Source organism: Methylomonas koyamae, assembly GCF_001644025.1.
Lineage (GTDB): Bacteria > Pseudomonadota > Gammaproteobacteria > Methylococcales > Methylomonadaceae > Methylomonas > Methylomonas koyamae_A.
Window position 1 is genome coordinate 1 of record NZ_LUUK01000090.1, and the last position, 14,262, is coordinate 14,262.

The following is a 14,262-nucleotide window of genomic DNA, read 5'->3' on the forward strand; positions in this document are numbered from 1 at the left end:
CGCCGCCGGCATCGACGGTGGTGATGTTGGCGCCCAAGTCGCGCAATTGTCGGTAAAACTGGCCGGCTTCCTTCAATGCCAGTTTGATGTCGTGGATATTGGCGATTTGCGAACCCATGTGAAAATGCATCAAGCGCAGGCAATCGAGCATGCCGACCTGCTCCAGACGGGCCACCAATTGCAGGACCTCGTTGGCGTGCAAACCGAATTTGGATTTTTCGCCGCCGCTGTTCTGCCATTTGCCGGCGCTGATCGTGGATAGCCGCACCCGCAGGCCGATCAGGGGCTGAACTTGCAACTTGGCGGCTTCTTCCAGAATCAGTTCCAGTTCGGACGGTTTTTCGATGACGATGAACACCGCCAAGCCCATCAATTGGCCCATTAGCGCCATCCGAATATAAAACCGATCCTTGTAGCCGTTGCAGACGATGGTGCCGTTGGGCTTGGCCAACCCCAAAATCGCCAACAACTCCGGCTTGCTGCCGGCTTCCAGGCCGATATGCTCGGCCGACACGATGCTTTCGACGACATTGCCCTGCTGATTGACCTTGATCGGATACACCGGCGTATAGCGGCCGGCATAGTCGTGATGGGCACGGGCCTGGTCGAAAGCTTGTTGCAGCCGGCGGATGCGGTCCGGCAGAATATCGGTGAATCTGATCAGCACCGGCAGACTCAAGCCTTTGTCCTGCAAGGCTCCGGCTACCTCGAACAAGTCGATTTCCACCTGACTAGCGCCGCTCGGTTTGACGCTGACATGCCCCCGGTCGTTAATCGAAAAATAGCCGTCGCCCCATTGTTGGATCGCGTATAGCTGTTTGGCCTGTTCAATCGACCATGCGGATGTCGGCACCTAAGCTCCCCGTGCTGTCATAAAGTGGTGGCAATTCTAAAGTATAATGCCGCGAATTTTATGACTTTTTGAGGACAACACATGCTCGACGCCACCTGGTTCAGCGAAGCGCAAGAGCCATCCGGCTCCGCCTTTTCATTGAAAATCAAACGCAAGCTGCACGAGGAGCAATCCGAGTTTCAGTTTCTGGAAATCTACGAGACCGAACAATTCGGTAATCTGATGGTCATCGACGGCTGCACGATGGTCTCGACCCGCGACAATTTTTTCTACCACGAGATGATGAGTCACCCGGTGCTCTACACCCATCCCAACCCGAAAAGAGTCTGGATCATCGGCGGCGGCGATTGCGGGACGTTGCGCGAGGTGTTGAAGCACCCGAATGTCGAGCAAGCGGTGCAAATCGACATCGACGAACGCGTTACCCGCTTGGCGGAGATTTATTTCCCGGAACTTTGCGAATCCAACCAAGACCCCCGCGCCGATTTGAAATTCATCGACGGCATTAAATGGGTCAAGGACGCCGAGCCCGGCAGCGTGGACATCATTATCGTCGATAGTACCGACCCGGTCGGTCCGGCCGAAGGCTTGTTCTGCGCCGATTTTTACAGGGATTGTTTCAGGGCCTTGAGCGAGAACGGTATTGTCGTTCAACAAAGCGAATCGGCCTTGTTGCATATGAAAATCCTGAAAGAAATGCGTGCGGAAATGCAGGCCGGCGGTTTCGGCAGTCTGCAAACCATTTTCTTTCCGCAATGTATTTATCCGTCCGGTTGGTGGAGCGCGACGATGGCCGGCAAGGGCGATCTAGCCAAGTTCCGTGAAGCGGACGCCGCCGCCAAGCCGTTCGAGACCGTTTATTACAATAGCGACATCCACCAAGCCAGCCTGGCCTGCCCCGAGTTTTTCAAGAAAGCCTTGGCCTAACACCGGCCGGCATCCGCCATTCCGCGCCGGTCCCCAATGGGGCCGGCCGCTGAAATCTCCGCGAATCAACGCCCAGCACCATGACTGGATGCGAAGCTAGACCTCCCTCCCTTGCCAACCAACAAGCCGCGTCGTTTGAAACCTGCTCGTCTACCGCCAGCGGAAATTGCTTGAGTCGCGTGTCGGCCGTCGGCCGATATGTGCGTTAACGTACCGATCCACCGTAATGACCGTGTTAAGTTCTGCCATTGTTTCGGGCGGGTGACTAAAAGAGTTTGCGAGCTTTACAAACAGCTATCGGCGGACTCGCGCAAAGGGATCACGGCAATGTAGTATCTGACCCTTCTGCATTCATCTATTTCCAAGCGAGCTAAAACATGGCCGACACTCCCGGAACCCATTCAGGTGCCGATGCGTTGACGCGAGCCGTCAGCCATGGCCCGGCGCCCAAAACCCCGCCAAGTGCCGATAGCGGCGGCACGCCGCCTATCGTTGCGGTCGGTGCGTCGGCGGGGGGGCTGGAAGCCTTGGAACAATTTTTTGCTGAGGTTCCGGCCGCCTGCGGCGTGGCCTTTGTCGTCGTCCAACATCTCGATCCCCATCATCAAGGCATGCTCCCGGCATTGTTGCAGCGCGCCTCGCAGTTGACCGTCATTCAGGCCGGCGACCATATGCCCGTCAAGCCCGATTGGGTATACGTGATTCCGCCCAACAAGGATTTGTCGATCCAGCGCGGGAAACTGCGTTTGCTCGAACCTCGGGTGCTAAGGGGCTTGCGATTGCCGATCGACGCGTTTTTCAAGGCGCTGGCGGACGATCAGCACGAGCGGGCGATCGGCGTGATTTTGTCGGGCATGGGGTCGGACGGTACGCTAGGCTTACGCGCGATCAAGGAGAATGCCGGCTTGGCGGTCGCGCAGTCGCCGGAGTCCGCGCAATTCGACTCGATGCCGCGTAGCGCCATCGACGCCGGTTTGGCGGATATCGTAGCGCCGCCGCGAGTACTGTGGGAAAAGATCCTGGCTTATCTAAAGCACAGTCCGCGCGGTTTGCACGCAACGCCTGAAACGGCGCCGGCCTCAAAGAGCCGCAGCTCGCTGGAACAAATCCTGATTCTGCTGCGCGATCGTACCGGTAACGATTTTTCTCTGTATAAAAAAAATACTATGTATCGCCGTATCGAACGGCGCATGGGTTTGCGCCAAATCGACGCGATCGCCGGATATGCGGACTATCTGCGCGAGAATCCTCAAGAGTTGGATTTATTGTTCAAGGAATTGCTGATCGGCGTCACCAGCTTTTTCCGCGATCCGGAGGTTTGGGCGTCGCTAAAGACCGAGGTCATTCCGGCGCTGTTGGCCGAATATCCGGCCGGCAAGGCCTTGCGGGCCTGGGTGCCGGCTTGCTCGACCGGCGAGGAAGCGTATTCGCTGGCGATGATCTTCAAGGAAGTGTTAGCGGAAAGCCAGAGCCCGCGTCCGTTCAAGCTGCAAATCTTTGCCACCGATCTGGATCAGGATGCCATCGACAAGGCGCGGCAAGGCTTCTTTCCCGCGACTATCGCCGGCGAGGTGTCCGAGGATAGGCTTAGCCGCTTCTTTAATGTGGACGGCGGCGGCTACCGCATCAAAAAAGACATTCGCGAGATGGTGATTTTCGCGCCGCACAACGTGATCATGGATCCGCCGTTTACCAAGCTGGATCTGCTTTGCTGCCGAAATCTACTGATTTACCTGAGTCAGGAATTGCAGCAAAAACTGATTTTGCTGTTCCACTATACGCTCGCCAGCCACGGGATATTGACGCTCGGCAACGCCGAAACGATCGGGAATGCCAGTCATTTGTTCAGCGCGACCGACCATAAATTAAGACTTTATCGGCGCATCGATACGCCTTTCCCGTTGAACGTCGATTTCCCGACCAAATATTTCCCCGTCGCATCCATGATCGAAAATACCGAAAAACACCCGCCTATCGCCAATTTGCAAACCTTGGCGGATCAATTGCTGTTGCAACACTTCGCTCCGGCGGCGGTCTTGGTTAACGCCGATGGCGATATTCTTTACATCAGCGGACGCACCGGTAAATATCTGGAGCCTGCCGCCGGCAAGGCCAATTGGAATATCCACGCGATGGCCCGCGACGGTTTGCGGCACGAACTGATCGGCGCGCTCAAAAAGGCCAGAACTGAAACCGACGTGGTGCAGGTCGCCGGTCTGACGGTCGCTAACGACAGCGGCGGCCAAACCGTGAATTTGTCGGTGCAGGCCATCCACAAACCCGATGCGTTAAAGGGCATGTTGATGGTGGTGTTTACCGACGTTGCCGCTGCGCCGGCCGGTAAAGTGTCGCGCAAATCGCCGAACGCGGCGCAGACCTTGCTTCAGGCGGAGCTACAGCACACCCAGGAAGATTTACAAACCCTGCGCGAGGAAATGCAGACCTCGCAGGAAGAACTGAAATCCGCCAATGAAGAGCTGCAATCGACCAACGAGGAATTGCAGTCCACCAACGAGGAATTGACCACCTCCAAGGAAGAGATGCAGTCGTTAAACGAGGAGCTGCAAACGGTCAATGCCGAGTTGCAAATCAAGGTCGACGATTTGTCGCGCGCCAGCAATGACATGAACAATCTGCTAAATAGCATGGAAATCGCCACGGTGTTCCTGGACGGCACGCTGAATATCCGCCGTTTTACCAGTCACATCGGCCATTTGTTTAAGTTGATCGCCGCCGATGTGGGGCGGCCGTTGTCCGACATCGTCACCGATCTGGACTATCCCGATCTACAACAGGATGCGCGGGAAGTGTTGCGAACCTTGGTGTTCGTGGAAAAGCAGATCAGAGCGAGCGACGAACGTTGGTTCAAGGTGAGGATCATGCCGTACCGGACCCAGGACAATTTGATCGACGGCGTGGTTATTACCTTTATCGATATCTCCGAAACCAAGAAGCTGGAAGCCGAATTAAGGAACAGCCATGAAAAATCGGAATGACACGATTCGCAAGAAAGTCGAGCTGCGCCAACGAGCCGAACGGCAGTTGGCAAATACCGCGCCGGACATGCCGGTTGATCCGCAAGACCGCTCGCTGCACGAGTTACAAGTGCATCAGATCGAACTGGAAATTCAAAACGAAGCGTTGCGGGAAGCCCGCGGCCTTGCCGAACAAGCGTTGGAGCGCTACGCGGAATTGTTCGATTTCGCGCCGATCGCCTATTTTACGTTAGGCGACGACGGCGGCACCCAGCAAGCCAATTTCAAGGGCGAACAATTATTGAAGCTGCAGCGCTTCACGGTTGACGGGCGACGCTTCGCAGATTTCGTTGCCGGCGAATTTCGGCCTGTGTTCGATCAATTTCTGGAGCAGGTGTTTGCCGGAATCGCCGCGCGGCATTGCGAGATCGTTCTGGCAGCGGCCGGAACTTCCCGTTGGGTGACTATCGAGGCGATTGCCGATCGGAAAAATCGAACCTGTCTGGCGGCGGTCATCGACATCACCGAGCGCAAACGCAACGAACAAGAAGTACAGTTGGCCGCGACAATTTACCTGGCGCTCTCGGAGGCAATTATGGTGGCCGACGCCGACAACCGCATTGTCGCGATCAATCCGGCGTTTAGCTCGCTGACGGGATATTCCGCCGACGAAGCCATCGGGCAATCCACCTCATTGCTGAAATCCGGTCGCCAAGATCAGGCGTTTTTTCAGGCGATGTGGCACAGCTTGCATCAAACCGGCCAATGGCAAGGCGAGCTTTGGAACCGCCGCAAAAACGGCGAGGAATTTCTGGCGCGTTTATCGATCAGCACCGTCTACGGCGACAGCGGCCAAATCGTTCGCCGGGTGGCGATGTCGTCCGACATCACCGAACAACGCCGAGCGGAAGAAATCATTCACAGACAGGCCAACGTCGATCCTTTGACCGGCCTGCCTAACCGGCGTCTGTTTCTGGATCGCTTGCAACGCGCGATTGGAAAATCCCGCCGCGGCCACCAAAAATTGGCGCTGATGTTCTTGGACCTGGATCACTTCAAAGACATTAACGATACCTTGGGACACGACGTGGGCGACCGTTTGCTCGAGGAAACCACGCATCGTCTGATGGCCTGCATCCGCGAGACCGATACCCTGGCGCGGCCGGGCGGGGATGAATTCACGCTGATCATGGGGGAATTGCAAGACCTTAACAGCATCGATCGGGTGGCGCAGGCGATTCTGCGGACCATGACGGCGCCGTTCAAATTGAAGGATGAACGTTGCTACATCTCCGTCAGCATCGGCATCGCCCTGTATCCGGACGATGCCGACTCATTGGAGGATTTACTGAAAAAAGCCGATCAAGCCATGTATGCCGCCAAGAAGCTGGGCCGCAGCCGGTTTTGTTACTTTACGCCGGCAATGCAGGAAGCCGCCGAAATTCGCTTGCGGCTGACCAACGACCTTCGCCACGCGTTGGCCGATCGGCAAATCTGGGTGGCGTATCAACCGATCGTGGATTTGGCTACCGGAGAAATCCGCAAAGCCGAAGCGCTGATCCGCTGGGAACATCCCACTCGCGGCCTCGTCAATCCCGCCGAGTTTATTCCCATCGCCGAAGACACCGGGCTGATCACCGAGATTGGCTCCTGGGTGTTTCATCAAGTGGCCGAGCAAGTCGCGGTTTGGCGCAATCGTCACAGTGCTCAATTCCAGATCAGTATCAATAAATCCCCGGCGCAGTTTCACAACAATAGCGACAAGTTGGGCGACTGGTTCGAGCATTTGCAGCGTCTGGGTTTGCCGGGCGGGTGCATCGCGGTGGAAATTACCGAAGGCTTGTTGCTGGACGCCTCCAATACCGTTACCGAGAAACTGCTGGCTTTTAAAAACGCCGGGATGCAGACGTCGTTGGACGATTTCGGCACCGGCTATTCGTCGCTATCCTATCTGAATAAATACCAGATCGATTTCTTGAAGATCGATCAGGCTTTCGTGTCCGGTTTGACCGCGCATTCCACCGATATGGCCTTGTGCGAGGCAATTATCATGCTGGCGCACGTGTTAGGCATGAAAGTGATCGCCGAAGGCGTGGAAACCGAGGTGCAGCGCGATTTATTAATGCAGGCCGGCTGCGATTACGGGCAAGGTTACCTTTTCTCGAAACCGGTGCCGGCGGCGGACTTCGAAAAGCTGTTCAGCTCGACTCGGGCCGATGGTGGACCGCGATTTCAACAGCGTTGAAGGACTCTCGATGACAATCTCATCGGCGTTTTCGACCCATTTTCCGGTTTCGCTAGCCCGCGGCAGGGTAGGTTGACCTGGAATGGGGACCGCGTGCGGCGAGGTGGACGAGGTGAGGTTTCAAATGGGGAGGCCGGCCAAGCCGAATTTTTGCAAAAATGGATGCTATCCGTCAGTGTCGTCAGCGTCCCTGCCAAACGCCTATCGTTTTGGCGCGTCCTCTATCGGCTACCTACGCCGCGCCGCCGTTTCGCGCAAATGCAGACACCAAACGCCGGAGGTTTTACAATATTGGCCTATGCTTGACTACACCCTTAAACACTAACGACGGAACAGGGTTACAATGCCGCCATGACCAGCACTCCCCCGGATAAGACCCAGCAAGACTCGGCGAACACGCTGGTGACCAAACTGTCGGAAGCCGGCAGGACCAGAACCGAGCTGGAGCCTTACCTGATCATGCTGTCGGGGCATCATCAAGGCAAACAGTACAAACTAGACAAGCCGCAAATCAGTTTGGGGAGGGGGGCGGATGCCGACATCTGCGTGCCGGACCCAAAAATCTCCCGCCAACATTGTGCCTTCATCCGCTATCCCGGCTACATCGTTATCGCCGACCTCAACTCCACCAACGGCACCTTCGTCAACGGCAAACGCATCCAAAAGCAACGCATCGATTTGCTGGATAGGGTCCGGGTCGGCGATTTATACCTGAAGATCGATTATAAGCGCTTCATAGAAGCCCGCTCCGAGGAGGAGTTGTACCAAGCCGCCAATATCGACGCGCTGACCGGCATCCTGAACCGCAATGCATTTATGATGCGGGCTCAACAAGAGTTGGCGTTTTGCAAACGTGCCGACGCTCGAATGACCATCGTCATGTGCGACGCCGATCATTTCAAACAGAAAAACGACACCTACGGCCATTTGGCTGGTGACCAGATTCTCAGGGAATTGGCGAATATCCTCGGCGCGGAAATGCGCGAGGAAGACTTGGTGGCCCGCTACGGCGGCGAGGAATTCATCATGCTGCTACGCGAATCCAGCGTTGCAGCCTCGGTCGCCTGGGCCGAGCGTATTCGTTTAACCGTGATGAATCATAGTTTCCGTTTCCAAAACCGCTACATACCGACGACCATATCGATCGGTATCTGCAGCCGCCCCATCGATCCGTTCCTGACGCTGGAAGCCATCATCCAAGCCGCCGACGATGCGTTGTATCTCGCCAAGAAAAACGGCCGCAATCGGGTCGAAGTTGCTGGCGACTGAGCTGAAAAGAAGGCCCCCCTGGCGACCGCTAAACCCTAAATATCCGCTGTCACGGATGCTTTTCCGTTGATCGCTGCTATGCTTAAGCGGCTATGCGGAATTACCTTATGCAACATAACGGGAGCACTGTCATGAAAATCCATCCATTTCTCACCACCTGCCTGCTTTCCGGTTTCCTGTTGACACCGGCGGCAAACGCACACGAAAACGGTTATTTGCACGACTTTACCGACAAAATTAATCAGGGCTTTTTTAATATGGCGCTGGGCGTCGGCGAGCTGCCGAAAAACATCGTCAATATCAGCAGCGAACAGAATATTCTGGTCGGCATGAGCTGGGGTTTGTTGCGCGGCGTTGCCCACACCGTCGGCCGAACCTTGATCGGTACCGTCGAATTCATCAGCGCGCCGATCCCGAGCGACGAGTTCATCTCCCCGGCCTACGTCTGGGAACGCTACAGCGAAGACACCCGCTATTTCGGTCTGCACCTGCCCGGCTATTGGACCCATTACGGTCCGATGGACGACGGCGAGTAACGGCGCACCACCACGACGAGGAGAACACCATGAAAACGCAATCAGTTTACTTGCCACTCGCGGTTTTAGCCGTGTCCTTGACGGCCTGTACCACACCGAAACAAGATACCTCGGAATTAAAAGCACAAATCGACGCCTCCATGGCCGGCCATTACGGACAGTCAATCCTGCACGAGGAAAAAGCCGAAGAAAACTTGGAAACCGCCAATCACATTCTGGAGCATTGGGAGAAAGGCTACTATTGGAATATCGACGAGAAGCAACAGGCTCAAGCCGCCGCGCGAGCCGCCGCCGAGCATAAATTGCAGTCAGAGAAGGAACTGTGCGCTTGGTTGACCGAAGTTCACGGCCACAACCATCACCAGAACGAGCCGATCCACCACGTCGCAGCCTATTTCAAAACCGGCAGCGCGGTACCGTTCAAAACGGATCACGGCGGCATCGGCCATCTCGGCCACTACCTTGGCGCGCATCCGGATGCCAAGGCGGCGGTCACTGCATCGGCCGACACTGTCGGCAAATCCAACGACAACATGGCGCTGTCCAAACGCCGCGCCGATACCGTGGTCAAGTTATTGATCGATCACGGCGCCAAGGCCGAGCAATTGACCGTCAGCGCCACCGGTGAAGGCCAAGGTCCAGACAATACGCCCAACCAGGATTATCGGGTCGCCACGATTACCACCAGCCATCCCAAATACCTCGATTGTCCCAATCTGAAATAAGCCTTTGACTCTCCCGACCCGCGCCCGATGGGCGCGGGCTCGGCCTGTATCACATCTGGTCGGCCGCCTGCTTTTGGCGTTCGGCACTTTCGAAAATTTGTTTTTCCGCGTCCCTGGCTTGTTCGACCGGCTTTTGCAGCGCCTCGGCGACCGCTCGGCCATCGCCGCCAGCGCGTGGCTCGTCCGACGGCTGATCGGCAGAACCGCAACCGGCGATAACCAGCATCAGCGTCGAGCAGACCACTGTCCTAGCCGACCGTCTCACGAGGCCTCCCGGTCGCTTCGCGGCCTATCGAGCACCTGTTTAACGGCTTCGGCAATCGCCGCCTCGACGTTGGCGGTCATTCGTTGATATTGGCTGTCGTCAACGTGTATCCCCTTGTCGATCGGATTGCGCACGTAACACGGCGTTAATCGGTTCAAGGCCAGGCAAGCCACGTCTTCCCGCAAGCCGCCCCCCTCCGGCAATTCGCCGGATTCGGCCATTTTCCATAACCGGTCGACGACCAATTGCTCGTAATAATTGACGATGTTGAGCATACAAACTCCTGACTGAAAACAAATGCAGGTTAACCATAGCCCAGATTCGGACGAGCGCGGTTCATTGCACGATTTCCGCCATTCGCAACAATTTGGAACTGAGTTTCAAACCGGCGTCCCTGACCGCCGGCAAATTGACCACCAACTTTAATTTATTGTCACGCAACGTAAATTGCACCATGCCGCCGCGGCGGGCGAAATCCTCGACGTCGCTGACCAGCAGCACGTGGCGGATGCGGGCATATTCGCTGACCGCCTTCGACAATACCTGGAGATCGCTTAAAAACAGGATGCGGCAATTGTCGATGTTATCGCCCAGCGACACGTGTACGACGCGGTTATCGATTTGCCAGCCTTCCAAAACCGGTAAATAGTCGCGTAGCGGACTGTCGCCCAACAGACAAATATTGACCGGCGCCGATTCCGGCCATTCCGCCAATTCCGCGAAATGAAACAAATAGGCCGTCTTTAGCTGATACTCCTGATTGGATGGCACGCTGTCGCTGGCCGCGACCCACGAAATCGCCGCCACGGCCAACAGCGAAATCCAGCCAACGCGCCAGCGCGCCAGCACGCCCAAGGCCGACCGGTTAAAACCGCCAGGATACTTGGGCAAAATAACCACGCTGCAATTGACTGACCGATTGTATGTACAGAATGTCGCTAAACTCGGGATGGTAGGCGTCCAGCAAATTTTGGCCGCTGACCGAAAACTCCAAATTCCGGTGCGGATGCCAACCCAGGCGCAAATCGAGGGTAATGTAATCCGGTATTTCGCGTTGATCCACATAAAGCCTATCGACATAGCGCGCCCAGGCGTCCAGTTCGATTTCGCTGGTCAGGTTGAACAGCGAGCGCAGCGACAACTGATGACTGGGATTGAAGTGCTGCTCGGTCAGCGGATCGCGCAGCCAGGATTGGCTGCGATCGTATTCGATATCGAATTGATTGGCGCTGTATGAGGCCTGCAGGCGCCAATCGTGGTTGACTCTGTAATTGGCCGACACTTCCAGTCCGTAGCTTTTGACTTGCCGCTCGTTGCCGACCGTGGCTTCCAAGGTGCCGGGAATGGGATCGTTGAAAACTTGGCCGGTAAATCGAGTGCCCTGCATCCGATCGTAGATGTTGTAAAACAGCGCGGTATCGATATCGATGGTGTCGGTGGCCTGCCAGCGCCAACCCAATTCGTAGGCCATCAAATTCTCGGTCAACATATGCGGATTGGCAATGGCTTCGAAAAACCGGTCGGTACCGGGAATCGTCTTGTACAGCCGAATGCTGTGCTGGGCTCGATTCGGCAAGACCACCGCCCGCGATATCGCCGCCCACAGACTGTGGCGACGGTCCGGCGTCCAAATCAGACGGGCATTCGGTTCGGTTTCCCACCCGGTGTAAGTGAAGTGCTCGACCCGGTTGGCTAGCGTCAATTTGACGTCTTCGCCCAAATCGATTTGATCCTGCAGAAACAGACCGACGTTGTGCTGAGTGAATTCGCCCGGCAAAAAGCTCAAGGTCAGGGTATTATCGAAACGATCGTTGATCATTTGATAGTTCAAACCCCACAGCCAATGGTGGGCGCCGTCGGACGGCAGGCTGTCCTGCCAATCCAGCACGTATTGCGATCGACTCATTCGGTTCATCGCCAACGTCCACTCGGTTTGGGTGAACGCCATGTTCAGGCGCCAATCGTGGCCGCTCTCGGCCCGGTGTCGCCAATCGCCTTGCAGACTGCCGGTCACGCCGTCGCGGCCGAAGTCGTCGGAGCGCCAAGCGGGCGGATCGATACTGGTCACACCGATGTAGTCACCCTGTAAACGGTAACGCGCCACATTGGCTTCCAACATCCATTGATCTCGTTCGCCGGTTTGACCGTCCAGCCGAAAATTGGCGTTTTGCGCGTTCATATAGTCGGCGGTATCGCCGGAACCGTTCAGCCGCGCGCTGGCATCGCGGTTGACCGCATTCAAGGTGCCCCGCCAATGTACGCCGTCCGTCAGTTGGCCGCCGTAGCGAACCCCGCCGAAACCGCGCTCCTCGGTGCCGCCGCCGCCGTACAACAAGCCGCCCTGGGTGTCGCGAGCCGAGCGCGTTACGATGTTGACGGTGCCGTTCACTGCGTTGGCGCCCCATAAGGTACCGCTGGGGCCGCGCAGCACTTCGATACGCTCGATGTCCTGCAGCGCCGGATTCTGCTGGCCCCAATACACCCCGCTGATCAATGGGTCGTAAACGCTGCGGCCATCGATCATCACTTGTAGTTTATTGGCGTATAGATCGTTGAAGCCGCGCGCGCTGACGGCCCAATTGGATGCATTGATTTTCGCCACGTTCATGCCCGGCACCATCCGTAACACGTCCGGCAGGCTATTAGCACCGGAACGGCGTATATCTTCGCCGGTAATCACGAAGGCCGCCGCCGGACTGTCCTTGACCGATTGCTGGCGACGCGCCAGACCGGAGACATCCAGCTCGGTCAGCTCCTCCCAACTCAGCGGCAACAGTTCGGCCGTGGAGCTAATAGCATCGCCGCCATCGTCGGCGACGGCCGGTCGGCAAGCCGTGCCTAACAGGCAAAGTATCAGGATCGAATATCGGCAATCGCCAGTGTCGCGCATGACCAATCACTCTCGGTAAGCAATTTACCCGAACATTATACGTTAGCCGGCGCTTCGGCATGCCGATAGCATTGACGGCGCCAAGACCGAACAACATCATCAGCCCCGTCGCCGCGAATATTGGTAAATCGCATCGGGTTTCCAATCCTTTTCGGATACGCCATCGATTCGACTCGCCCCAGCACTATCGGCGCGATCGAGCGCCAAGGGAATGCTTTAGCCTATCCGGTACCGGGATTCGACAATTCAAGCTTACTCGGTCCGTAACGCCCGCAACGGATTCAGGCGCGCGGCGCGGATCGCCGGCACCACGCCAGCCGCGACGCCTATCGCCAACGACAAAAAAAACGCCGAGATCAGATATCCCCAGGCTAGTTCCACCGGTAAACCCGGCAACAGCGTTCGCACCGCCAGCACCACGCCGACGCCGACCGCGAGGCCGCCCAAGCCGCCGCTCATGCTCAACAGCAAGGCTTCGCTGAGAAACAGCCGGAACACCGTGCGCCGCTCGGCGCCGATGGCGCGCAACAAGCCGATTTCACCGACTCGCTCCGAAACCGCGATGGTCATGATCGTCAATATACCCACCGACCCGACCAACAGCGAAATTCCGCCCAGCGCGCCAACCGCCATGGTCAGCACGCCCAGCACCGAATCCATTTTTTCCAGCATCTGATTTTGGCTGACCAGCGTGAAATCCTCGCTGCCGTGCCGCGCGATCAATCGGCGTTTGATGGCCTGTTCCACGGTCGCCACGCTCACTTCGCCGCTATACAACAGGTCGATCTCCATCAGGCTCTGCCGGTCGAACATTTCCATCGCCTTGTCGGCGGCGACAAATACCGTGTCGTCCAGGTCAAAGCCCAGCATTTGGCCTTTGGCCTCCATGACGCCGACGATCCGGAACCGGTCGTTGCCGATCCGCAGCCGTTGGCCGAGCGGACTGCTTCGTCCGTACAATTCGCGATACACCTTGCTGCCCAGCACCGCGAAAGCCCGCGAGGCATGGTCGGCGGAATCGGGCAGAAAGCGGCCGCTGGCGACCCCGAGTTGCCAGACTTGCGGTAAGGCCGCGCCTACGCCGAACACATTGGCGCGGCGCTGGCGATTGCCGGCTTCGATCCGGGCGTTGCCTTGCACCAACGGCATGGCCGCGACGACATTGTCTGGCCGGCCCAAGCTGACCGCATCGGCCACCGACAACGGCCGCACCGTACTGATCGTCGCGCCGGACAAGCCGAAGGTGGTGGTCTTGCCGGGAAACACCGCCAGCAAATGGGTGCCGAACTGGGTAAATTCCGCTAACACGAAACGGTGTATGCCTTGGCCGATCGCGGTCAGAATCACGACCGCGGCGATGCCGATGATCAGACCCAGCGCGGTCAGCAAGGAGCGCTGCTTATGGCTGAACACGCTGGTCCGCGCCAGCATTAAGGTATCTAGCCAGCTCATGATTAGCGCCGTCCCAAGGCCGTCACCGGGTTCAGACCGGCCGCCTTACGGGCCGGCAACACGCCGAAGCCCAGGCCGGTCGCCAGTGCCACCGCCAGCGAAGCTGTCCAAGCCCAAGCCGGCAA

12 protein-coding genes are annotated in these 14,262 nt (G+C 57.2%); 6 read left to right on the forward strand and 6 right to left on the reverse strand.

What is annotated here, in order from left to right; translation table 11 throughout:
• On the reverse strand, positions 1 to 853 hold an 853-nt coding region (gene speA / locus A1355_RS07825; protein ID WP_082885432.1), incomplete at its 3' end, for a biosynthetic arginine decarboxylase.
• Between the two features lie 81 nt (positions 854 to 934).
• Here speA and speE point away from each other — a divergent pair.
• The 6 genes from speE (at position 935) to A1355_RS07855 (ending at position 9,530) form a co-directional block, all read left to right on the forward strand.
• Entirely contained in the window at positions 935 to 1,780 is an 846-nt protein-coding gene (gene speE / locus A1355_RS07830) for a polyamine aminopropyltransferase (protein WP_064026724.1), read from the forward strand.
• Positions 1,781 to 2,157: 377 nt separating this feature from the next.
• Positions 2,158 to 4,776: a chemotaxis protein CheB gene (locus A1355_RS07835; RefSeq protein WP_082885433.1), complete on the forward strand. Its 2,619-nt coding sequence runs from the start codon at positions 2,158 to 2,160 to the stop codon at positions 4,774 to 4,776.
• Positions 4,760 to 7,000 carry a putative bifunctional diguanylate cyclase/phosphodiesterase gene (locus tag A1355_RS07840; RefSeq protein WP_064026726.1) on the forward strand — a complete coding sequence of 747 codons (2,241 nt, stop codon included), beginning with the start codon at positions 4,760 to 4,762 and terminating at the stop codon, positions 6,998 to 7,000. The genes A1355_RS07835 and A1355_RS07840 overlap by 17 nt, the downstream gene beginning before the upstream one ends.
• A 351-nt stretch (positions 7,001 to 7,351) precedes the next feature.
• On the forward strand, positions 7,352 to 8,269 hold the full coding sequence (locus tag A1355_RS07845) for a GGDEF domain-containing protein (protein WP_064026728.1): 918 nt from the start codon (positions 7,352 to 7,354) through the stop codon (positions 8,267 to 8,269).
• A gap of 131 nt (positions 8,270 to 8,400) precedes the next feature.
• The gene (locus tag A1355_RS07850; RefSeq protein ID WP_064026730.1) at positions 8,401 to 8,805 is read left to right on the forward strand and encodes an exosortase system-associated protein, TIGR04073 family; all 405 of its coding nucleotides are present in this window, start codon (positions 8,401 to 8,403) and stop codon (positions 8,803 to 8,805) included.
• Positions 8,806 to 8,834: 29 nt separating this feature from the next.
• A complete protein-coding gene (locus tag A1355_RS07855; RefSeq protein ID WP_064026732.1) occupies positions 8,835 to 9,530 on the forward strand; it encodes an OmpA family protein in 696 nt (231 codons plus the stop codon).
• A gap of 49 nt (positions 9,531 to 9,579) precedes the next feature.
• Here A1355_RS07855 and A1355_RS25115 read toward each other — a convergent pair whose 3' ends face one another.
• The 5 genes from A1355_RS25115 to A1355_RS07875 all read right to left on the reverse strand — a co-directional run bounded on the left by A1355_RS25115 (position 9,580) and on the right by A1355_RS07875 (position 14,137).
• The gene (locus A1355_RS25115; RefSeq protein ID WP_157197795.1) at positions 9,580 to 9,795 is read right to left on the reverse strand and encodes a hypothetical protein; all 216 of its coding nucleotides are present in this window, start codon (positions 9,793 to 9,795) and stop codon (positions 9,580 to 9,582) included.
• Positions 9,792 to 10,070, reverse strand: coding sequence for a late competence development ComFB family protein (locus A1355_RS07860; RefSeq protein WP_064026734.1), 279 nt, complete (start codon positions 10,068 to 10,070; stop codon positions 9,792 to 9,794). The genes A1355_RS25115 and A1355_RS07860 overlap by 4 nt, the downstream gene beginning before the upstream one ends.
• Before the next feature lie 61 nt (positions 10,071 to 10,131).
• The gene (locus tag A1355_RS07865) at positions 10,132 to 10,686 is read right to left on the reverse strand and encodes a YfiR family protein (RefSeq protein ID WP_231883600.1); all 555 of its coding nucleotides are present in this window, start codon (positions 10,684 to 10,686) and stop codon (positions 10,132 to 10,134) included.
• Complete coding sequence (locus tag A1355_RS07870) at positions 10,661 to 12,685, reverse strand: TonB-dependent receptor plug domain-containing protein (protein WP_082885434.1); 2,025 nt, start codon at positions 12,683 to 12,685, stop codon at positions 10,661 to 10,663. Before A1355_RS07870 ends, A1355_RS07865 begins: the two co-directional genes overlap by 26 nt.
• Positions 12,686 to 12,937: 252 nt before the next feature.
• Positions 12,938 to 14,137, reverse strand: coding sequence for an ABC transporter permease (locus A1355_RS07875; RefSeq protein ID WP_064026736.1), 1,200 nt, complete (start codon positions 14,135 to 14,137; stop codon positions 12,938 to 12,940).
• Between the last annotated feature and the right edge of the window lie 125 nt (positions 14,138 to 14,262).

Coding starts and splice junctions, on each gene's coding strand:
- A1355_RS07860 (WP_064026734.1), bottom strand. CDS start 10,070: ATGCTCAACATCGTCAATTATTACGAGCAATTGGTCGTCGACCGGTTA.
- speE (WP_064026724.1), top strand. CDS start 935: ATGCTCGACGCCACCTGGTTCAGCGAAGCGCAAGAGCCATCCGGCTCC.
- A1355_RS07845 (WP_064026728.1), top strand. CDS start 7,352: ATGACCAGCACTCCCCCGGATAAGACCCAGCAAGACTCGGCGAACACG.
- A1355_RS07840 (WP_064026726.1), top strand. CDS start 4,760: ATGAAAAATCGGAATGACACGATTCGCAAGAAAGTCGAGCTGCGCCAA.
- A1355_RS07855 (WP_064026732.1), top strand. CDS start 8,835: ATGAAAACGCAATCAGTTTACTTGCCACTCGCGGTTTTAGCCGTGTCC.
- A1355_RS07835 (WP_082885433.1), top strand. CDS start 2,158: ATGGCCGACACTCCCGGAACCCATTCAGGTGCCGATGCGTTGACGCGA.
- A1355_RS07850 (WP_064026730.1), top strand. CDS start 8,401: ATGAAAATCCATCCATTTCTCACCACCTGCCTGCTTTCCGGTTTCCTG.
- A1355_RS07870 (WP_082885434.1), bottom strand. CDS start 12,685: ATGCGCGACACTGGCGATTGCCGATATTCGATCCTGATACTTTGCCTG.
- A1355_RS07875 (WP_064026736.1), bottom strand. CDS start 14,137: ATGAGCTGGCTAGATACCTTAATGCTGGCGCGGACCAGCGTGTTCAGC.